This is a genomic window from Rhizobium mongolense subsp. loessense (assembly GCF_900099775.1).
Taxonomy (GTDB): domain Bacteria; phylum Pseudomonadota; class Alphaproteobacteria; order Rhizobiales; family Rhizobiaceae; genus Rhizobium; species Rhizobium loessense.
Genome location: NZ_FMTM01000001.1, coordinates 1,039,924 through 1,060,375 on the forward strand (window position 1 = coordinate 1,039,924; position 20,452 = coordinate 1,060,375).

At 59.1% G+C, this 20,452-nt stretch carries 19 protein-coding genes, 1 tRNA gene and 1 pseudogene; 8 read left to right on the forward strand and 13 right to left on the reverse strand.

The features are described from left to right. Positions 1–13 precede the first annotated feature (13 nt). The 4 genes from BLP23_RS05190 to BLP23_RS05205 all read right to left on the reverse strand — a co-directional run bounded on the left by BLP23_RS05190 (position 14) and on the right by BLP23_RS05205 (position 3,589). Positions 14–1,267 carry an alpha/beta hydrolase gene (locus BLP23_RS05190; RefSeq protein ID WP_208603128.1) on the reverse strand — a complete coding sequence of 418 codons (1,254 nt, stop codon included), beginning with the start codon at positions 1,265–1,267 and terminating at the stop codon, positions 14–16. A 436-nt stretch (positions 1,268–1,703) separates the two neighbouring features. Further along, positions 1,704–2,339: a TetR family transcriptional regulator gene (locus BLP23_RS05195; RefSeq protein ID WP_092583808.1), complete on the reverse strand. Its 636-nt coding sequence runs from the start codon at positions 2,337–2,339 to the stop codon at positions 1,704–1,706. Positions 2,340–2,354: 15 nt separating this feature from the next. Continuing rightward, positions 2,355–3,017: a class I SAM-dependent methyltransferase gene (locus BLP23_RS05200; protein ID WP_092584281.1), complete on the reverse strand. Its 663-nt coding sequence runs from the start codon at positions 3,015–3,017 to the stop codon at positions 2,355–2,357. A 257-nt stretch (positions 3,018–3,274) separates the two neighbouring features. Continuing rightward, positions 3,275–3,589 (reverse strand): hypothetical protein, encoded by a 315-nt coding sequence (locus tag BLP23_RS05205; RefSeq protein WP_092583809.1) that lies wholly within the window; start codon positions 3,587–3,589, stop codon positions 3,275–3,277. Positions 3,590–3,800: 211 nt separating this feature from the next. Between BLP23_RS05205 and BLP23_RS05210 the strand changes: the two genes are divergently transcribed. Next, the gene (locus tag BLP23_RS05210) at positions 3,801–4,271 is read left to right on the forward strand and encodes an aminoacyl-tRNA deacylase (protein WP_092583810.1); all 471 of its coding nucleotides are present in this window, start codon (positions 3,801–3,803) and stop codon (positions 4,269–4,271) included. 274 nt (positions 4,272–4,545) lie between these two features. Here the strand turns inward: BLP23_RS05210 and BLP23_RS34325 are convergent. Then, positions 4,546–5,026, reverse strand: a pseudogene (locus tag BLP23_RS34325) (hypothetical protein); the annotation flags it as partial. A 135-nt stretch (positions 5,027–5,161) separates the two neighbouring features. Here BLP23_RS34325 and BLP23_RS05220 point away from each other — a divergent pair. Then, positions 5,162–6,355 carry a M14 family metallopeptidase gene (locus BLP23_RS05220; RefSeq protein WP_092583811.1) on the forward strand — a complete coding sequence of 398 codons (1,194 nt, stop codon included), beginning with the start codon at positions 5,162–5,164 and terminating at the stop codon, positions 6,353–6,355. A gap of 973 nt (positions 6,356–7,328) precedes the next feature. Here the strand turns inward: BLP23_RS05220 and BLP23_RS05230 are convergent. The 3 genes from BLP23_RS05230 to BLP23_RS05240 all read right to left on the reverse strand — a co-directional run bounded on the left by BLP23_RS05230 (position 7,329) and on the right by BLP23_RS05240 (position 11,172). Beyond that, a tRNA-Arg gene (locus tag BLP23_RS05230) sits at positions 7,329–7,405 on the reverse strand. Positions 7,406–7,527: 122 nt separating this feature from the next. Next, positions 7,528–9,030 carry an ATP-binding protein gene (locus BLP23_RS05235; protein ID WP_092583812.1) on the reverse strand — a complete coding sequence of 501 codons (1,503 nt, stop codon included), beginning with the start codon at positions 9,028–9,030 and terminating at the stop codon, positions 7,528–7,530. A 144-nt stretch (positions 9,031–9,174) separates the two neighbouring features. Then, the gene (locus tag BLP23_RS05240) at positions 9,175–11,172 is read right to left on the reverse strand and encodes a methyl-accepting chemotaxis protein (RefSeq protein ID WP_092583813.1); all 1,998 of its coding nucleotides are present in this window, start codon (positions 11,170–11,172) and stop codon (positions 9,175–9,177) included. 452 nt (positions 11,173–11,624) lie between these two features. Between BLP23_RS05240 and rpmH the strand changes: the two genes are divergently transcribed. The 4 genes from rpmH to yihA all read left to right on the forward strand — a co-directional run bounded on the left by rpmH (position 11,625) and on the right by yihA (position 14,769). Further along, entirely contained in the window at positions 11,625–11,759 is a 135-nt protein-coding gene (gene rpmH / locus BLP23_RS05245) for a 50S ribosomal protein L34 (protein ID WP_016552555.1), read from the forward strand. 21 nt (positions 11,760–11,780) lie between these two features. Continuing rightward, positions 11,781–12,179, forward strand: coding sequence for a ribonuclease P protein component (gene rnpA / locus BLP23_RS05250; protein WP_092583814.1), 399 nt, complete (start codon positions 11,781–11,783; stop codon positions 12,177–12,179). Beyond that, on the forward strand, positions 12,179–13,969 hold the full coding sequence (gene yidC, locus BLP23_RS05255) for a membrane protein insertase YidC (protein WP_092583815.1): 1,791 nt from the start codon (positions 12,179–12,181) through the stop codon (positions 13,967–13,969). The genes rnpA and yidC overlap by 1 nt, the downstream gene beginning before the upstream one ends. 143 nt (positions 13,970–14,112) lie before the next feature. Next, positions 14,113–14,769, forward strand: a complete 657-nt coding sequence (yihA, locus tag BLP23_RS05260; RefSeq protein WP_092583816.1) for a ribosome biogenesis GTP-binding protein YihA/YsxC — start codon at positions 14,113–14,115, stop codon at positions 14,767–14,769. A 45-nt stretch (positions 14,770–14,814) separates the two neighbouring features. Here yihA and BLP23_RS05265 read toward each other — a convergent pair whose 3' ends face one another. From BLP23_RS05265 to BLP23_RS05275, 3 genes are all read right to left on the reverse strand, one after another. Next, complete coding sequence (locus BLP23_RS05265) at positions 14,815–15,372, reverse strand: fasciclin domain-containing protein (RefSeq protein WP_092583817.1); 558 nt, start codon at positions 15,370–15,372, stop codon at positions 14,815–14,817. Between the two features lie 108 nt (positions 15,373–15,480). Next, positions 15,481–16,203, reverse strand: coding sequence for an anti-sigma factor (locus BLP23_RS05270; RefSeq protein WP_092583818.1), 723 nt, complete (start codon positions 16,201–16,203; stop codon positions 15,481–15,483). Further along, positions 16,200–16,739, reverse strand: a complete 540-nt coding sequence (locus BLP23_RS05275; RefSeq protein WP_092584282.1) for a sigma-70 family RNA polymerase sigma factor — start codon at positions 16,737–16,739, stop codon at positions 16,200–16,202. Before BLP23_RS05275 ends, BLP23_RS05270 begins: the two co-directional genes overlap by 4 nt. Before the next feature lie 146 nt (positions 16,740–16,885). Between BLP23_RS05275 and argB the strand changes: the two genes are divergently transcribed. After that, positions 16,886–17,773, forward strand: a complete 888-nt coding sequence (argB, locus tag BLP23_RS05280) for an acetylglutamate kinase (RefSeq protein WP_039843756.1) — start codon at positions 16,886–16,888, stop codon at positions 17,771–17,773. Between the two features lies 1 nt (position 17,774). On the opposite strand, the gene BLP23_RS05285 is transcribed toward argB, so the two are convergent. Continuing rightward, positions 17,775–18,554 (reverse strand): isocitrate lyase/PEP mutase family protein, encoded by a 780-nt coding sequence (locus BLP23_RS05285; RefSeq protein ID WP_092583819.1) that lies wholly within the window; start codon positions 18,552–18,554, stop codon positions 17,775–17,777. A 12-nt stretch (positions 18,555–18,566) separates the two neighbouring features. Next, positions 18,567–19,631, reverse strand: coding sequence for a bifunctional transcriptional activator/DNA repair enzyme AdaA (locus BLP23_RS05290; RefSeq protein ID WP_092583820.1), 1,065 nt, complete (start codon positions 19,629–19,631; stop codon positions 18,567–18,569). A 97-nt stretch (positions 19,632–19,728) separates the two neighbouring features. Here BLP23_RS05290 and BLP23_RS05295 point away from each other — a divergent pair, with 97 nt between their 5' ends. Next, on the forward strand, positions 19,729–20,436 hold the full coding sequence (locus BLP23_RS05295; RefSeq protein ID WP_092584283.1) for a pyrimidine 5'-nucleotidase: 708 nt from the start codon (positions 19,729–19,731) through the stop codon (positions 20,434–20,436). Positions 20,437–20,452 lie beyond the last annotated feature (16 nt).

Here is a 20,452-nt window from a genome sequence, read left to right on the forward strand (position 1 = left end):
CCTATGAGGAATTTTATTGTGTCGGCAAACCGGCACCGACCGTATCGCCGACCGAGCCGGCGGTATTCTCCACCGACTGGCCGAAGCGCTTCAGCTGGGCATCATAGTTGCGGCGCGTGCGCGGATCGAAGATCGCGATCGGGGTACTGACGGCAACGCTGGCCGCGCTGCCGACCGTCTGCGCAGCACCGATCGCGACGGCACCAACCGCTTCGCCAAGACCGACCTGCGAATCGGTGATCGTCTGGCCGGCGATCAGCCGGTCGCCGATCAGCTTCACGACTTCCGGGCTTTCGGCGAATTTGCCGTGGTTCAGCCTGTCGCCGCCCTTGAGCTTGGTGAGATCGAGGACGGTGATGCCCGCCGCCTCGAGCTTGCTGCGATAGGGCTCCGCCGAAGGATCGATCTGCCCGAGGCGATCGACATTGCCGGAAATGCGGCGCGAAAGCGCCAGCGCGCGGTCGTCCCGCGAAACGAAGATGGTAAAGTGCGGCCTCTCCTCGCCGAGGCTGACGAATTGCCGCCCGAAAACATCAACGTCAAGATCGGGTGAGGCAAGGATGACGTTGTTGATCTTGCTTGCAACATGCCCGTCCCGGATCGCCATCTGGCGCAGCGCCTCGACGGTCAGCCAAGTGCCCATGGAATGCGCCATGATGGTGATATCGCTGACGGCCGGGTTCCGGGCGGTGCGGCGCAGCAGCTCTTCCAGCGCATCGCGAGAATAATTCGTGCTTTCCTTGTCGTAGTTATAGTCGAAGATGCTTCCGCGCGACGGCCAGGTGAAGACGACCGGCGCCACGTCCGCATGCGAATCGTGAACGATCTGCGCGAAGCGGTAAACGGAATCCTCGTAAAGATTGTTGAAGCCATGAACAAAGACCAGCACGCGGCGGCTCTTCGGCATATGGCTCTTCAGCCAAACCTCGCCCGCCTGCTCTCCTTCCAGCGGGTCGACGGACACGGTGACGAAATCGCGAAGTGGATTTGCCGGCAGGCGCTTCGGCCATTGCACCTGACCGACCTTGCGATTGGCATCCGGCGGTATCGAAACGTTGACCGCATTAACCATCAGCCCGGTGCCGCGCTCGCCGGAAAAGAGGACGGCGGGGTCCTTGTCCTGCGCGCGCGTGGTTGCGACGAGAAGATCGACTTTCGAAGTGCCCGGCTGCACGGATCCCACCGGCGTCATCACGCCGATGTGCCGTCCGCCGCAGGCCGATAACAGGAAGGCAGCAAGCGTCAGGCTCGCAAGCGTCTTCCGCATGGCCCCCGATCCGTCAAACATCCCCTACTCCAACATCGACGCCTGGCTGAACGCTCTGGCTGCTGCTCAAATAAGCCGTGGGCGTCGGGGGAGTCAAATAAGGCAAGCAGCCCGTTAGCCTCACAATAGATGCGCATACTGATTTTCAGGGATGAAATAGAAAAGAGCCCGGCGCGGGAGGAGGTGCACCGGGCTCTTGATCCTGACTGGCAACTGGGAGGAGGAGTGTTACCAGTCTGCGTAAGCGCGCTGGGAGGAGGAGTGCGCTACTTACGAAGCTATAAATACCCGATTGATTTGATCGAGAATAGGGTTATTACCGCAATGCAGCAATGCACATAGCGCATGGCTCGACGCGCAATCTTTCGAAGGCGCCTCATTTTGCAGCAACTTTGATCAACTGGTCAAAAATATCGTTCCGGTAAAATGCGATAACCTAAAGCCGATTTTTCGCCTCGTCGCCAAAATCCGCCAGCAACTTCCAAAGATCCGCAAAAAGCTCCCTCGCAAACGCCTCGAGTGGGCCTTCTGGCGGACGCTCCTGCCAGCGCTCGCCGCCAACACGCAATGCACCGATGACGATCGCAGAGAGAAGCCGCATCCGAGCCCGGACCTCCTTCCCTTCGGCGCTTCTTGCGACCAATGCTTCCGTCAGCTTCTGCTCAAGTTTTGCATATTTCATCTGATCGCGCGCTTTCAGCACAGGTGTGCGACGGACGAGTTCACCAAGGGCGAGACCACGTTCATTGGCGGAAGCGGCAACGGTTTCCACGATTGCTTCTTCAACGACCTTCAGGGGCGAGTAGCTCTTTGGCCTTGCGGCGATGGCAGCCATCAGCCGGTCGGCAAAGGAATCTTGCCAGGCGAAGACGACCTCTTCCTTGGAGGGGAAATAGTCGAAAAAGCTGCGCTTCGACACGTCGGCGGAATCCGTGATGTCCTCGATCGTCGTTGCATCAAAGCCGCGTTCGAGAAACAGCGTCATTGCCGCCTGCTCAATGCGCTCGCGCGTCTGGCGCCGCTTGCGCTCGCGGCGCCCTTCTGCAGTGCCGGTCTGTTTCGATTCAGCCATTTGCGTCCGATTTCATCAGCCGCCAGCCTCTCCTGCGGCCGTTTCGATCTCCGCTTCCCTGCTATGATATTTGAAGCGCTCCCGCGAGAGCTCAAGCGGCTTGCGGCGCGAAATTCTGTAGACTGCGGCAGGCGGCAGGTTCCGCATCGTGCCGCCAATATGCGTTGCCTTGAGCCCCATCCGGTCGAGGATTGGCCGCGGCACAGGGCAGCGTGGGCCGTAAGTGAATTGATAAAACGCACCGCCAGGCCGCATGTAGGTGAAAGCGCCGGCGAGAATGGCGGTGATCTTGCGTGGCGACATCGAAAGCAGCGGCAAGCCGCTGACCACCGCCCCAACTGGCTCGCCTTGGAAAATGCCGGCGTGTGCCAAATGCCCCGCATCCATCTGCAAGACGCGAGCGGACGGAAAGCGAGCCTTGAGGCCATCGATGAATTCGGGGCCATATTCGATCAGCGTCAAATCCGCCTCTTTGAGCCCGCGCGCAAGCAGCGCACGCGTAAAAACACCCGTACCAGGGCCCAGTTCAATGATCGGCCCGTCAAGTGCTGCGATTTCCTTCGTCATCAACTTGGCGAGCGAAACCCCGGAGGGAGCGATTGCAGCGACGCGAAGTGGATTGCTGATCCACGAACGGAAGAAATGCAGGAAATCCGAGCATGCAATGTTTGCGGTCATGTTGATTGGCCCACTTTTGAAATTCAACGTCATTACCTGCCAGGCATCGCTTCAGAACGGCAATTCCAAGAAGCCATCAGCCGCGCAGCGCGACATCCCGATTGAACGGGATCCTATCCTTTCAATTATTGCACTTTTATATCTATTGCATTTTTGCACTTGGTGCAACGCATACGAGCCAGAATTTATCGACGGCCGCAGACATGCAGCCACACCGGCCAGCAAGCAGTTCTCCAAAGAGAGCGTTTCGGACTGCCCTATCGATCGTAGACCGCGCGATAGCCTTCGGACGAGGCGCAGGCGTCATACTGCCTGCGCGCAGCGCCGCGCGAAAGCGCTTCCGCTTCGGCGCTGTCATAATCGCCAGTCATCTGTGCACGCAGTTTATATTGCTGCATCGCTTCGCCATACATCGCATTGGCTTCGCCCATGCACATGACGTGGGCAAGGAATGGCGGATTGACCGGGCTGCCGACGGGATAGAGAACCAGCTTGTCGGCATAGGTGACACATCCGGCAAGAATGACCGCGACCGCCATCATCGAAATCACAACCTGGGTTCTCGCCTTCATAGTTCTCTCCCGCGCCCCGCTCCGCACCATCGCGGCGCAGAACGCAGATATATGCGCAAGATTGCGCGAAGCTAAGCAAGTTGATCGACGGCCGCAACAAGATGGTCTCCGAACCGCTTACACTTGCGGCCGCCCGTTCGCCGTTGACTTCCCGGATGATGAGAGGAAAATGTCCCTTATGCGTCCCAGGCAAACATAGGGAGTGCCTACGATGACGATCGCAGGAAAACTTCAGGACTATATAGCCGGTGAGGGTATCGCTTACGACACCGTCGCTCATCACCGCACAGCAACGACCAGCCAGTCGGCGCAAGCCGCGCATATTCCGGGCAGCAGGCTGGCCAAATCCGTGGTCGTACATCACGAAACGGGGTATGTCCTAGCCGTTGTACCGAGCACACACCGGATCGAGCTCTCCACCTTGCAGGATCTGATGAACAGGCGTCTTGGCCTCGCCTCGGAGGAGGAGGTTAGCTCGCTTTTTTCGGATTGCGACATTGGCGCGGTACCACCCATCGGACCCGCTTACGATGTGCCGGTGATCCTCGACGAAAGTCTCGGCGACGCGAGCGACGTCTATTTTGAAGGCGGCGACCACAAGACACTCGTGCATGTCACTGGGCCCAATTTTCGCAGCCTCATGAAGGATGCGCAAATCGCCCGCTTCAGCCACCTGCCGTAGTTGTCACGATCCCGGACGCGGCCTTGACGGGCCTACAGACTTGGGCAAATGGGCCAAGATCGAGGTGTTGGCGGATATGCCTGTGGCGAGCGTCGGATCGTCGGCATCAAACAGCGTGGCCGGTGGTCGCAATCTCGACCACATTTGCATCGCAACGAGCCCCTCCATCACGAAGAGCTACGTGCGCACCTGGAGAGCCCCGGCATCCAACAGAGCAAGTCACGCAAAGGCAACTGCCTCGAAAACGCGGCAATGGAGAGCCTCTTCGCAACCCTCACGTCCGAGCTCTTCTATCCCAATCGAAGTTTCGCGACAAATCGACAGGGTCAATGTCGTTACTCCTGGGATCACCGTCTATCGGATGGGGCGTGTAAAGATCGGCACGAGCTGTTCGCCTCCATGCCCGTGCAGGATTGCTCGGATCAGTCTTGATGTCCGCGATAGCAATTGCAGGTACGCCGTCAGAGGAGCATCGCACGGCCCATTGACCATCAAGTGCGGCTATTCCCGAGGGGGCTGTCACACTTGCGGCGAGTGGGCAGAAAAGCTGATCCAAACTTATTGCTTGCAGCATGTCCCAGTGCCTCTGCTGCGAAGACGGGTGCAGAGGAAGGCGTCTCGCCTGTAGTGGAGAACAGGACGCAATCCACATCAAGCCGCTCGTATTCGGCGAATATTTCTGGATAGTGCAGCTCCATGCCAAGCGCGCAACCGAAACAAAGACCGTCCACCTCAAACGTCACCGGACCAGCCCCGGCATAGCTTCGCAGAAATTACGCAACCTTGTCAGTTCAGCAGCATACCCTAGTTTGAAGTCGCGCGGGATTTTCGCGACCGATGTGCATGCCGTTGTTCGAAAGTAGCTTTTCAAATCACAAGGGGCCTCCATCATGTCGGACAAATCGAAGAAAGGCATCGATCGCCGCGATCTGTTGATTGCATCTATTGCCACGGTCGGCGCGTCGGCTGCCCTCGCCGTCAACGCTGGTGCTGCGAATGCCCAGGACGCAGCGACACCCGCTGCCCATCCGGCATCAGGAACGGCCTATACCGGCGATGTCATCCAGGGGAAAAAGGTCGTCAGCACGCTCGACGTCAACGACCTGGAGCCGGGGCAGAAGCACTTCTTGTATTTTCAGGGTGCGCAGATGCCCACGGGGCAGCACTGGTATGTGTCTGTGACGGTCGCCAAGGGAGCAAGGCCGGGTAAGCGCGGCGTCCTGACGAGTGGTGTGCATGGCGACGAAATGAGTAACATTCACACGGTCCAGACCGTGATGAACCAGCTCGATCCGACGCAGATGTCGGGCACGGTCATGGCGGTCACCGACGTGGCACGCCCGGCCATTGAAAGCATGCAGCGCAGGTGGCCCAATCACGGCAGGGGCCTAGATTTGATCGATATGAATCGGGAATGGCCCGGGAACGACAACGGTGCCGCCGCGCCCAGCCGACACGCCGGGCTGCTGTTCAACCGGCTGCTGCGGCCCAACGCCGACTTCGCGATCGACTTCCACACCGGAACAACCGGATTCGAAGTCACCGCGTTTAATATTGGCGGCATGGATGTGCCCGAGGTGAAGGCAATGTTGGAGCTCTATCCCGTCGGCCAGATCTTCGACAACCATGTCTATCCCGGTGTCTTGCACAACGCATTTATGGACGCGGGCATACCGTCCTTTACGCCGGAGATCGGCGCTGCTCGCGTTCTGGACATCGAGATGATCTCGCTATTCGTGGAAGGCACGATGAACGTCCTCAAGCATCACGGCATCGTTGCCGGGCCGATGGGCCGGACAGGCAAGGACGTGAATGTCTTCGTCGGCAACAGTGCGTTCCCGATCCTGGCAACCCAGGGCGGGATCGTCGAGCATTTGGTCAAGCTCAACGACAAGGTCGAACCCGGACAGAAGGTGGCCATCCAGCGCAATAGCTTCGGCGAAGTGGTCGCGGAGTATACGAGCGGCGTAGCCGGAGAGATAACGGGCCAGCGCAGCGATGCGATGTCCGAGCCCGGCAACCCCCTGGTATTCATCCTCTTCCACAAGGCGGCGCCGGAGGGCGTTGAGTCATATCCCGAGTGACGCCCTATGAGGGATTCTTCGCTTGTCTTAGTCTGGAATGGCGTGAAACGGCGCACCGGACAGGATGAAGCTGGAAACCAATATCTTATTGCTGGCGCTCTATGATATGCGCCACCCGTAGCGCCATCAGCGGCACGCAGTCTCATCGCTGCGTCCAGCTTCCATACGTTTTCGGCAGAATGAATTTCCCAGTACATGCCGCCCCGAAGCCGTCAAGGGTGCACGATCCGCGAGCTAGATCATCCTTGAGCATACTCGCTAGGTTGTCCCAGACATCGACCCCGGATCGCCGAGAAAGTCATGGGTCAAGCCTTGGAGATTGCCACTCATTAGGCGCAGCTTCGCAGCACTGTTGCCGTAATGGAGAACAAGGCCGCCATCGGTCCATCAGCTCAGAGAGGGAAATTGGCCGGACTGATTTGCCAAGCCCATGATACCCTTCGGGCTCCTTCACCGTCGTGCAGATTGTCGAGAATCAACGCGTGCATACGACAGATAAAGTGCATGAGATAAATGACGGGTGCGGCTTGAACGGTAGAAATAGTAAAGCTTCCGCCGGACGCTGAGCCGACAATCGTCACTTCTTGTCCCTAAACACATAGGTTCTGATCGAAAACTCATTTGGGCGATCAATTCGGGCAAGGAGTCGATTACCGTTCGCCTTGAACGCCCAGCGCCAGGGCGAAGAACTGCTACCCGCCAGCACCGTGGGAAACTGCCGACGAACCTCGCTACGATATCGATCGGCGCGCCTTGCCGCTCACTTCCGCAATTTCTTCTTTGCGGATTTAGCAACGGTCGTCTCACCCCAATCCCACTGTTCAGCGCTGACCGGCCCAGAAAGAGCAGAAGTGTGCCAAACGTCACGATGATTGGGTATTTCTTGAGGACTGTGGTCCATGGAGGCAATGAGCGTCACTATGAGTGCCTCATACCGGCTCTTATTGCCACTCCACAGTAGCTATAGGGAAAATGGCGCACCCGAAGAGATTCGAACTCCTGACCCCCAGATTCGTAGTCTGGTGCTCTATCCAGCTGAGCTACGGGTGCGTGCCAAAAGCGGCCGTGCCGCTTGCGTGGGCGATCCTCTAAAGCGTCCTTTGGGTGAATGCAATAGCAATTCGAAAAAAATCACGAGTTTGGTTGCAGATGGCTGAGTTGCGGAATTTGCATCACTTTTCCGACTGGGTGCGCGAACGATAGTCCTCCAGCGAAACCGGCCGGTCCGGGATCTCGATGCGGAACTGCGTGCCGGCCGCGGGCTTTTCAACGAGGGCGATCGTACCGCCATGCGCAAGGACCAGTTCGCGCGCGATCGTAAGTCCGAGGCCTGTGCCGCCGCTGCGGGCCGAACCGCGGAAGGCCGCAAAGAGATTCTGCCGGGCCTTCATCGGCATGCCTGGCCCGGTATCGTCAACGATGATGCTGACGACGCTACCGACACGCTGCGCCGAGACAGTGATGCGTTTGACACCGTCAGGGGCAGTTTCGCCGGTCAACGCCTGCAACGCGTTCCGGCAGAGATTGTGAATCACGCGGAAGAGCTGCTCGCTATCGGCATCGACCTCTATGTCCGGCGGCATCTGCTCGGCAAAGTCAACGCCGCTCTGCGGATCGATCGCCAGCATATCCCGCACGTCCTGCGTCAGATCGTAGAGCCTGACCCGCCGGCGGCGCGGCGCCGATTCACTTGCCTGACCAAAGGAGAGCACTTCCGTCGTATAGCCGACGGCGCGATCGATCGTACGCAGCAGCTTCGGTGCGAAGCTCTTAACCATCGGATCATCGACATCTACGAGACGGTCTGACATCAGCTGGGCCGAGGCGAGGATGTTGCGCATGTCATGATTGATCTTTGAGACCGCAAGGCCAAGTGCCGCAAGATTCTTCTGCTGCTTCAGCGTCTTTTGCAGTTCCATCTGCATCGCCGTCAGACGCCGTCCCGCGACCGCCAGTTCATCGCGCCCGCCAGCGCCCACGAAGACATGCTGCGGGTTTTCCGGATCGGCTGAAAATTGCTGCATGTTGCCGGTCAGCCTGCGGATCGGGCGGATCAGGATGCGATTAATGACGAAGAAAATCAGCGTCGCGGTAAAGAGCGAGATCAGCACGGAGAGGAACAGAACATTGCGTGCATAGACGAGCATCGCCGTGCGCAACGGCTTTTCCTTCATCAGCACTTCAACGCCCATGTTCGTCTCGCCGACCGGGCCGTAAACGCGGATGATGCGGTTGCCGCCAAAAAGCAGCGTATCCAGTGCGTCTCCCATGGAACTGATCGGGGTGGCCTTGGTCAGGTCATACTGCTCATCGACCGATGTCGGCATGCTGCTCATCGCGAGAAGCCTGGAGGTGCCTTCCTTGCGAAGAACGATCGCCTTCGTGCCGGTCGCCGCCAATGTTTCCTTCTGCAAAGCGTAGGGCAGTTCGACGGGCTGCAGACCATCAATAACGATGGCGGCGGCAGCAGCCGTGTTCAGCTTGTCCTCCAGCCAGCGGATGCGCATGCTGGCGATGGAAGGGAAGAAGATCAGCACTTCGGCGAGCATGATGAACAAAACAGTCAGCCAAAGCAGCTTCCCCGACAGGCCGCCGAACGCACCCGCCGGACGACCATTTGCGCCGTCCGCCGCAATGTCGACAGTCGAATTTCCGCCTTGCTGTTGATCCGGCATCGTCATTTCCGATCGGCCAAGCGCCTGAAACCAGACTTCTATATTAGCCGATCGAGGTGCGCTTTCAAATCTTCGCGAGCGACGGCAAGCCGTCACACAACAAAACGCCGCCCGCAGGCGGCGTTTTCTGACTGTCGAGGATACTCAGAATTCTTCCCAATTCTGCCCGGCAACCGCCGCGTTGCCGTCGAAGGCCCGCGAGACGGTCTTCATCACCCGGCGCGCCGGCGAGGCGACCGGACGGTGTTCTTCGCGGCGGGCAACGGCGAGCGGCGCTGCAGCAGCATTCGATATCCTGAAATGGGCAATAAGATTGACGAGACCGTCGGCTTCTGCGGAGAGCTTGTGCGTCGCAGCCGAGGTTTCCTCGACCATCGCCGCATTCTGCTGCGTTACCTGGTCCATCTGGTTTATGGCGGTGTTGACCTCCTTGAGGCCGGTCGATTGCTCCTTGGCCGCGGTCGCGATCGAGTGAATGTGATCGTTGATCGCGATGACGCGTGTCTCGATCTCGCCAAGCGCCTCGCCGGTTGCCTGCACCAGCTTCACACCGACATGAACTTCATCGCCGGATTTGGTGATGAGCGCCTTGATGTCCTTTGCGGCCGTTGCCGAGCGCTGGGCGAGCTCGCGAACCTCCTGCGCGACGACGGCAAAGCCCTTGCCTGCTTCTCCGGCCCGTGCCGCCTCGACACCGGCGTTGAGTGCGAGAAGGTTGGTCTGGAAAGCGATCTCGTCGATTACGTTGATGATCTGGCTGATTTCGCGTGATGCCTGCTCGATGCGGCCCATGGCATCGACCGCGTTACGGACGACGACGCCGGAGCGGCCGGCATCATCCTTCGCTTCCGAGACCATGATGCTGGCCTCCTGCGCCCGTTCTGTCGAGTTCTGCACGACGGCCGTGATCTCGTCGAGAGCTGCGGAGGTCTGCTCGAGGGCTGCCGCCTGCTGTTCCGTGCGTCTGGAAAGATCGTCACTGGCAACGCGGAGCTCGTTGGTGTTGCCGTTGATCGCTTCGGTGGTCTCGCGGATCTCGCGCATGGTCGTCTGCAGCGTCTGGAACGTGTTGTTGACATTTTGCTGCAACTCGGCAAAGGCGCCCTGGAAGTCGCCGCGCATGGTCTGTGTCAAATCGCCATCCGCAAGACTTGCAATGACGCGGCGGGTTTCGCCGACGCCGGCATCGACGCTCGAAAGCAGCGTGTTGATATTGCCTGCGAACTGATTGAGGTTCTCGTCCTCATAGTCCTTCTCGATACGGCGGCTGAAATCACCGGCAGCCGCGGCAGCGACCACCACAGACATGCTCGACTGCAGGTCGTCGCTCTTGGTGCGCATGGCCGCTTCCTGCGCATGCAGACGCTTGATGGCCAACCCGTTTTCCTTGAAGACGGCGACGGCGGCGGCCATCTCGCCGATCTCGTCCTTACGGCCGGCATAGGGCACGTCCGCGTCGAAATTGCCGTTGGCGACTTCGTTGATGGCGATCGTTACGCGCTTGATCGGGCGGCTGAGATGACTGGTACCGATGTAAACGCCCATGCCGACGCCTGTCGAAATGCCGACGCCGGTAATGGCAAGCACGAGCCAGAACAGCGAAGCACGGAAAGCTTCGATCTCGGCATCGACGGCCTGCAGCTCGGCCTTGTCGGTCTTTACGATGGCATCGATCTCGGCCTGGAAAGCCTTTCGGTTCGCACGGTTGGCTTCATTGTTGCCTTGGGTGTTGGCGGCTGCCGGCCCGACTTCAGTGCCGAGACGGGCCGTTTCAGTGCGGAAGGTGCGGAATTCCTTGGCGCGCTCGACGAGCTTTCCGAAGCTCTCCTTCTGGCTCTCGGGAACGAGCGGCGCCCATCCGGCGATGACCTTGTCGATCTCGTCGAGATCCGCCATCAGTCCCTTGGCGAAGTTGCCGGTATCCTTGATTTCCTTCGCAGCGTAGATGCCGCGGGCTTCCATGACTGTTGCCGTCACGAAGCGGTTCAGCCGCTCGCCAGCATAGGCACGCTGTGAGGCACTCTTATAGGCGCTGAATTTGTTGTTGTACTCGTTCATGGCAATAAGGGCGGTTGCGCCAATAATTAGGGCGACAGCTGCCATAACGGAAACGAGCAAATTGATCTTGCCGCGGATTTTCAACGGAATGCCTCCTGAGGGACTAACGACAGTCTGGAAAGCAAATTCCCAGCCGATAGAATGAAGATCGGCTAAATGTCTTAATGTTACATTTCGAATGCGATGGTTTAGTACTACAAAAAATTATCCATATTATCCGCGCATCGACGGCATTCTTCGCAAAAATTGCATAAACTTCAGTAGAAACATCGCCGATAGCATGCCCATCAAGACAAAATCAGCAAAATTCAACCTTTCGACGTGTTGAGCACAATAGTTAATACCTTAATGCGAATTTTTGCAGTCTTAAACGGCCGGCCGATGAATCACCGGGCGATAATTGACTTCTCGAGGCTTCATCCGTATAAGCCGCCGCACGTTCGGTCACTTCGGTCTTTGGCCTCGCCCGTTCGAAAAACAACGCTCCTTGCAATATGCAAATTCAAGAAGGGCCGCACTCCGCGGTGTTTAAATAAATGAAGCGTACCTACCAACCATCGAAGCTTGTCCGCAAGCGCCGCCACGGTTTCCGTGCGCGTATGGCTACCAAGGGCGGCCGCAAGGTCATCGTTGCCCGCCGCGCGCGTGGCCGCAAGCGTCTTTCGGCCTAAGGCCGGATTGCCCGATAACAGATGGCGGGCGAATTGACGACCACTGAAAAAAATACTGCAGGGCGGTTGAAAAGCCGCCCGCAGTTTCTTGCTGTCCGCAACGGCGAAAAGCGCAAGGGTGGCCTCTTCCTGCTCGAGGTTCTCGACCGGAAAGAGCCCGAAACCGAAGCCCGCGTCGGCTTCACCGTCACAAAAAAACATGGCAACGCGGTCGAACGGAACCGCATGCGCCGCCGCCTCAAAGAGGCGGTGCGGCTTCATGTGGGATTTGCAATGCAGCCCGGACACGACTATGTGGTTGTCGCGCGAAGAGACTGCCTGACGGCGTCCTTCAAGGAATTGAGCGCGGAGCTTAAGGCACGCGTCGAAAGCAAGCCGAAACATAGGCGATCCTCCGACGGACGCCCCAGGAACGTATGATGCAAAACAACCGCAATTATTTCATTGCGATCGCTCTCTCGGTGCTGATCGTTCTCGGCTGGCAGTTTCTTTACATGAACCCGCGCATCGAGGCTCAGCGCAAAGCGCAGGAAGCCCAAAAAGCGCAGCAGCAGAGCGAGCAAACGCAGGCTCCTGCTCCAGGCGGCCAGCCCGCACCGCAAACAAGTGGCGCCGCGCCGACCGGCCAAGCCGCCGCGACCGCAACGCGCGAGGAAGCGCTTGCTAAGGCGCCGCGCATCGCCATCGACACGGAAGCGCTGTCTGGCTCCGTCAACCTGGTAGGTGCCCGCCTCGACGACCTGAAGCTCAAAGGTTATCACGAGACGGTCGACAAGAGCAGCCCGATCATTACGCTTTTTTCGCCGGCTGACACCAAGGACGGCTACTTTACCGAACTCGGCTATATCGGCAGCGACGAGACGGGAGCAGTTCCCGGTCCGTCGACCGTATGGACGGCGCCGGAAGGCGCCAAGCTCACCGACAAGTCCCCGGTGACGCTGACCTACACCAATGACAAAGGCCTGACCTTTGCGCGTACGATTTCGGTCGACGACCGCTACATGTTCACCGTCACGGACAAGGTGACAAACAGCGGAAGCACGCCGGCTTCCATTTCGTCCTACGGGCGCGTTACCCGCTACAACAAGCCGACGACGCCCTCCGTCTACGTCCTGCACGAGGGCTTCATCGGCGTCATCGGAGACGGCCTGGTCGAGAGCAAGTACTCTGCCGTCGAGGAGGAAGCCGTCACGCCCGCCAAATCCACCGGCGGCTGGCTTGGCATCACCGACAAGTATTGGGCCGCAACGATCGTGCCGCCGCAGAAATCGGCTTATGAAGCCCGCTTCTCGCATTTCACCGATGGCCAGCCACGCTATCAGGCCGACTATAAGGAAGACGCCGTAACCGTTGCTCCCGGACAGTCGATCGAGCTCAAGAACCTCGTCTTTGCCGGCGCCAAGGAAGTTCCGGTCATCGACGGCTACGAGGCCTCCTACCAAATCCCGCGCTTCGACCGCCTGATCGACTGGGGCTGGTTCTATTTCATCACCAAGCCGATGTTCAAGCTGATGGATTTCTTCTTCCGCTACTTCGGCAATTTCGGCGTCGCGATCCTGCTGACGACGATCGTCGTCAAGGGCCTGTTCTTCCCGCTCGCCAGCAAGCAGTACGCTTCGATGGCGAACATGAAGCGCGTGCAGCCGAAGATGGAAGAGCTCAAAGCCAAATTCGGCGACGACCGGATGGGCCTGCAGCAGGCGATGATGCAGCTCTACAAGGAAGAAAAGATCAATCCGATTGCCGGTTGCTGGCCGATCGCCTTGCAGATTCCGGTCTTCTTCGCGCTCTACAAGGTCATCTATATCACGATCGAAATGCGGCATGCGCCGTTCTTCGGCTGGATTCAGGACCTCTCAGCCCCCGATCCGACCACGATCGTCAATCTCTTCGGCCTGCTCCCCTTCGAAGCGCCCGCCCTCCTGCATCTCGGCGTGTGGCCGCTGATCATGGGTGTGACGATGTTCGTGCAGATGCGCATGAACCCGACGCCGCCCGACCCAACGCAGGCGATGATCTTCAACTGGATGCCGCTGGTCTTTACCTTCATGCTGGCAAGCTTCCCGGCCGGCCTCGTCATCTATTGGGCCTGGAACAATACGCTCTCCGTGATTCAGCAGGGGGTAATCATGCGCCGCCACGGTGTAAAGATCGAGCTCTTCGACAATCTCAAGGGCTTGTTCCGGCGAAAACCGGCGCCATCGAAATGAATGAGGAAGCCTCGCTTCGGCGGGGCTTTTTCTTTTCGGCAACCTGTTTCCAATGAGGGCGCATCGGGGACCGTTGGTTGACAAAATCATGCGAAACCTGAATGCCTTATGCGCAATGGATTAGGACGCGCTGGAAAAGCGGAATGACGCAAAACAACGAAAAGCCACTCTTCGGGCGGCCGTGGATCTTTATCCGCGGCGTGCCTTCCATGAAGTTCCTGCCACCGGAAGGGCCGCTGGAAGTGGCGTTCGCCGGGCGCTCGAATGTCGGCAAGTCGTCGCTCATCAATGCGCTTGTCGGACATAAGGGACTGGCGCGTACCTCGAATACGCCGGGCCGGACGCAGGAGCTGAACTACTTCGTTCCGGAGGGTTATACCGGCGAAGGCGGCGACCTGCCGCCGATGGCGCTCGTCGATATGCCGGGCTACGGTTATGCGCAAGCGCCGAAAGACCAGGTCGACGCCTGGACGAAACTCGTATTCGATTATCTGCGCGGCCGCGCTACGCTGAAGCGCGTCTACGTGCTTATCGACAGCCGTCATGGCATCAAGAAGAACGACGATGACGTTCTGAGCCTGCTCGACAAGGCCGCCGTTTCCTACCAGATTGTTCTGACCAAAACCGACAAGATCAAGCCGCCCGCGGTCGCCAAGCTGCTCGCGGAAACGGCAGAGAAGATCAAAAAGCGTCCGGCGGCCTTCCCATTCGTTATCGCCACCTCTTCTGAGAAGAGCGAGGGATTGGATGAGTTGCGCCAAGCCATTGCCGAAACGGTCGAGATCAAAAACTGGAACTGAGGGGAGGCGCCCCCAGGCGCCTCCCCTCCTTCGTCCATAAATCCATCACGTCTTAGGCAGAAGCACTTTGTCAACGACATGGATAACGCCGTTCGACTGCTTGACGTCGGCGATCGTCACGCGTGCTGTGCCTCCCATTTCATCGGTCAGCGTGATCTTGCCCATGCTTTCCTTGGCTTTCAGCACGCAGCCGCCGACCGTCTTGATGTCGTGTTCGCCGCCATCGTCCTTGATCATTTTGGCGACGGTCTTCGCCATCGCATCTGCCGCAACCACGTGGCAGGTCAGCACCTTGACGAGCGCGGCCTTGTTTTCCGGCTTGAGAAGCGTCTCGACCGTGCCCTTCGGCAGGGCGGCGAAAGCCTCGTTCGTCGGTGCGAAAACCGTGAATGGACCTTTGCCTTCGAGCGTGCCGACAAGACCGCCGGCCTTCACCGCCGCGACCAGGGTGGTGTGGTCCTTCGAGTTGACGGCATTGTCGATGATGTTCTTCGTCGGGAACATCGGAGCGCCACCCACAATGGGGTTGGCGGCCTGCACAGCAAAAGCGATTGCGGATACGGCAGTGGCAAGCGCAATGGTGCGCAAAGCTGACTTCATCATGACCATTCTCCTCACGTCCGGCGCCGGTTCGCGTGCGGAATGCCTCGGCCCGCCCGGACATCGAAATGTACGAGGCGATGCAGAAAGAGTTTCAGAAGAGACGATTTTTTAGCGGCGATGCGTGGTGCCACTGGCGACAACCGGTCCTGTCGGTGTACCGGTCGTCGAACCACCAAAAGGCTCAAGGCTGACGGCGAGCGTCGTACCGTCGGCAATGCCGCCGCGCAGATCGGCAGGAACAACAAGCTCGCCATCTTCATCCGAGTGGAAAATGCCGAGCGACTTTGGAGTGCCGCTTGCCGGCACCAGCCAGAGCTCCAGTGATTTATTCTCAGCCCCGCCCGCCGCAACGGGCACGATGCGGAGGCGGCCGCTTTGGGCGTCGTAAGAGGCAAGCAGATTGACCTGGCTGTCGGGGGACGACAATTCGGCAAACAGTGGCGATTGACCTTTCGGCGGTGGAACGTTGCCGGAGGCGAAAATGATGGCACCGATCGCAACGACCAGCGAAGCGAAGGTCAGCGAGCGCCAGAAGACGGCGGAATTCCAAAGGCCGCGCGACAAGGACCGCGAAAGCTCCGGTTCGCCGAAAAGGCGTGCCTCGATCTGCTTGAACGTCTCCCGGCCCGGGCTCGCGGCCACTTCATAATCGTCGTTGAAAGCAGAGAGGTTCGTTTCCCAGCGGCTGACGATTGCGGCAAACTGGCGGTCCCGGCGCATTCGCTCCTCGACCACCCGGCGATCCTGAAACGAAAGAACACCAAGCACGTACTCGCCGGCGAGCACTTCATCACGGGAACGGCCTCCCTTGCTTTGATCCGGCGATGTCATCGCTCCATGCACTCTCTCAGCTTCAAAAGGCTGCGCCGCAGCCATGTCCGCATGGTGTTCAGCGGAACGCCGAACTGATCGGCAAGTTCCTGATAGCTCAGTCCTTCGACATAGGCCTTCTTCACCGCCTGCGCCCGATCAGCTTCCAACTCTTCCATGCAGGTGTCAATCCGCCTTCCTTCATCAGACAACACGGCCTGCGTTTCTGGGTCGAGGCCAGGATCGGGAAGATCGTATTCACCGTTCAACTCGTCGGCGACAGGCTTTCGCGCCCGCATCGTATCGATCGCCTGGTTGCGGGCAATCGCCGCTAGCCAGGAGGACGGCGTACCTTGGTTGGCCACGAAAGCCCCGGCGCGCTGCCAGATCTTTGCATAAACCTCCTGCAACGCTTCCTCGGCTTCAACACGATCGTTCAGGATACGCAGGCATATGGAGAAAAGTTTCGGGCTCGTCTCCTTATAGAGATCGGCGAAAGCCTTCCGGTCGGCCATGGCGATGCGGCCTATCAATTGCGCGATTTCCTCGCTCGTCATGCCGCGGCCCATCTGTCTTTGACACGATGCCAATAAACGGCGGCCGGCTCAAATTGACAAGAGCCACAGCAACTAATGCGCAGGGCATTATTCCATCTGTCAAGAACTTGAGATAAAAGGCCGCGATCTATTCTGCGGGGTATGCCATGAACCAGTCCGAAAGCGAAACCCAAGCACGCCTTCTCGCACAGGCGCTGCCTTTCATGCAGCGTTACGAGAACAAGACGATAGTCGTCAAATACGGTGGCCATGCCATGGGCAATCCCGAGCTCGGCAAAGCCTTCGCCAGCGACATCGCGCTTTTGAAGCAATCCGGCGTCAATCCGATCGTCGTCCACGGCGGCGGACCACAGATCGGCGCGATGTTGACGAAGATGGGCATCGAATCGAAGTTCGAAGGCGGTCTTCGCGTCACCGACGCCAAGACCGTCGAGATCGTCGAGATGGTGCTTGCCGGCTCCATCAACAAGGAGATCGTGGCACTCATCAACCAGACGGGCGAATGGGCGATCGGGCTTTGCGGCAAGGACGGCAACATGGTCTTTGCCGAAAAGGCGCAGAAGAAGATCAAGGACCCGGATTCGAACATCGAGCGCGTGCTCGATCTCGGCTTCGTCGGCGAGGTCGTCGAAGTCGACCGTACGCTGCTCGACCTGCTCGCCCGTTCGGAAATGATCCCGGTCATCGCCCCGGTCGCGCCCGGCCGCGACGGCGCAACCTACAACATCAATGCCGACACCTTCGCAGGCGCCATCGCTGGCGCACTGAATGCCACGCGCCTGCTCTTCCTGACGGACGTTCCCGGCGTGCTCGACAAGCAGGGCAACCTCATCAAGGAGCTCTCGGTTTCGCAGGCGCACGCGCTGATCGCCGACGGCACGATTTCCGGCGGCATGATCCCGAAGGTCGAAACCTGCATCGACGCGATCAAGGCCGGCGTCCAGGGCGTCGTCATCCTGAACGGCAAGACGGCCCATTCCGTGCTGCTCGAAATCTTCACCGAACACGGCGCCGGAACGCTGATCGTTCCGTGATTCAAGCTTGGCCCGCGGCGGCGAAGACCGCCTCGGCTGCCTCCTTCAGCTTTTCCATCATTGCGCGGTAAGGTCCCGGCCCATAACTGACACGGCCGACGCCGAGCTTTGCCAACGTCTTCACATCCGGCACGCCTTGCCGCATCATGATGTTGACCGGCAGAGTAACCGCTTCGCACACTCGGCGGATCAGGTCCTGGTTCGACAATCCCGGCGCAAAAAAGCCGCTGGCGCCAGCCTCTGCATAGGCGGCTGCCCGCTCGATCGCCTCATCCACCAGCGGGACATGCCGGTCGGGATCGGAGAACTTGAGGAACAGGTCGGTGCGGGCATTGATGAAGAACGGAATGCCCTTGGCCTCGGCCATCTCGCGGATGGCGCGGATGCGTGCGGCCTGCTTATCGATCGGATGCAGCCCGCTGCCGCCAACCACCTGGTCCTCGAAATTGATGCCGACGGCGCCTGCATCAATCAGCCTGGCGGCGTTGGCAGCGGCTCCCGCTTTCTCGGTCGAATAGGCGCCCTCGAAATCGACGGAGAGAGGCAAGTCGTTGGCCGCAGTGATCGATCGCACCGTTGCGACAAGCGCTTCCAGCGGGATTTTTTCGCCGTCCGCATAGCCTTGCGCCGCAGCAACCGACCAGCTGCCGGTCGCGAGCGCCTTGGCGCCTGCATCGCTGACAGCCTTTCCCGTGCCAGCATCCCAGATATTATAGAGGACGACCGGATTGCCCTTCTGATGCAATGCGCCGAACGCCTTCGCCTTTTCCGCCTGGTTCATAGAACGTCCTCCTCAAACAGACCCTTTGGGCCGCATTTTTCCTTCGTGCCTCAAAAGCCATTGCTTGCGCCACAGCCCGCCGCCATAACCGGTCAGTGATCCGTCTGCGCCAACCACGCGATGGCAGGGGATGACGATGGCAAGCTGGTTTGCGCCGTTGGCGCGGCCGACCGCGCGCACCATCTGCGGGTTTTCCATCTCCCTGGCCAGATCACCATAGGCGCGTCGTTCTCCGACAGGAATTTCCCGAAGCTTCGCCCAGACCGCTCGCTCGAAGGCGGTGCTGTTGCCGAGCGCCAAAGGGGTTTTGAAGTTCGCGGATTTACCCTCGAAATAGGCTCTCAGCTCGGCATCGATCTGCTCGATCGCAGGCGTTCTCCCGGCGGCAACCGAGGAGCGCGCCTTGCGCTGCAGGTTTTCCAGCTCAGCCTGAAGCGCCTTCCGATCGTGGAATTCCAGAAGATGCAGATGCGTCTGATCGGCCACCGCGACCATCGGCCCGAGCGGCGTTTCAAACCAGTCTGCGAAGAGCAGCTCGCGATTCTGCGACATGCCAGGCGCCTTGCCGATCAACCGCTGAAACGCGGCGCGAAACCCGCTGCCCGACTCATAACCCGCATCCAGCTGGACATCGATGACGCGGGCGCCGCTCGCAAGCTGCCTTGCTGCCTCGCCCAGTCGGCGGTAGCGGGCGATCTCTAGGAATGTCATGCCTAGCGATCGTTTGAAAGCGCGCCGCACGGTGGAGGGATCGTAGCCCTTGCGGACGAGATCATCCTCGGTCCAGCGCGCCGCCGGAGCACGGTCGAGCGCTTCCAGCAGTTCGTCGACGATCGGTTCCTTGCCCGCTTGTTCCAGCGGCTTGCAGCGCCGGCAGGGCCGGAAGCCGGACTGCATGCAGGTGGCGATGGAATCGTAGAAGAGCGTGTTCTCCCGTTTCGGCTTGCGTGCGGGGCAGGTCAACCGGCAGAAGACGCCGGTCGTTCTCACGCAGACATAGGCAAGCCCCTCGTAATGGGAGCTGCGGGCGATCAGCGCATCATAAAGCGTGTCGTCATTGGGAAGATCGAAAAGCATGGGAGCCTTTTATCATCCCTTCCCTTTTCCGTCCGTCGAAAATCGGGCGCCTATTTTTTTGTTCGGCAATTTCCTTGGCTCATGCCATAACGCCGCCATGACCAAGATAGATCGCACTCCGACCAAGGCTGATTTTGCGCATGTGACCGAATGGGTTTTCGACCTCGACAACACGCTTTATCCGCATCACGTCAATCTCTTCGCGCAGATCGACAAAAACATGACGGCCTATGTCTCGGCGCTTCTCCAGATGGAGCGGGACGAGGCGCGCAAGCTGCAAAAGCAATATTATCTCGATCACGGCACGACGCTGCAGGGTCTGATGATCCATCACGGCGTCGACCCGAACGACTTTCTGGAAAAGGCCCATGCTATCGACTATTCGAGCCTCACGGCTCAGCCCGAATTGGGTGCGGCGATCAAGGCACTTCCGGGCCGCAAGTTCATCTTCACCAACGGCAGCGTCAAACATGCCGAAATGACGGCCGGTGCGCTCGGCATTCTCGAACATTTCGACGACATCTTCGACATTGTCGCAGCCGAATTCGTGCCGAAGCCGGCGCAGGTTACCTATGACAAGTTCATGGCACTGAAACGCGTCGAAACGGTCAAGGCGGCCATGTTCGAGGACCTGCCGCGCAACCTTGTGGTTCCAAAGGCGCTCGGCATGCAGACTGTGCTGCTCGTGCCGAACAATCTTGAGGAAACCGTCGTCGAGTGGTGGGAACAAACGAGCGGCGACGAGGACCATATCGATTTCGTCACCGACGATCTGGCAGCGTTTCTGGCAAGGGTCGTGGACTAGATTACGAAGATTTCAT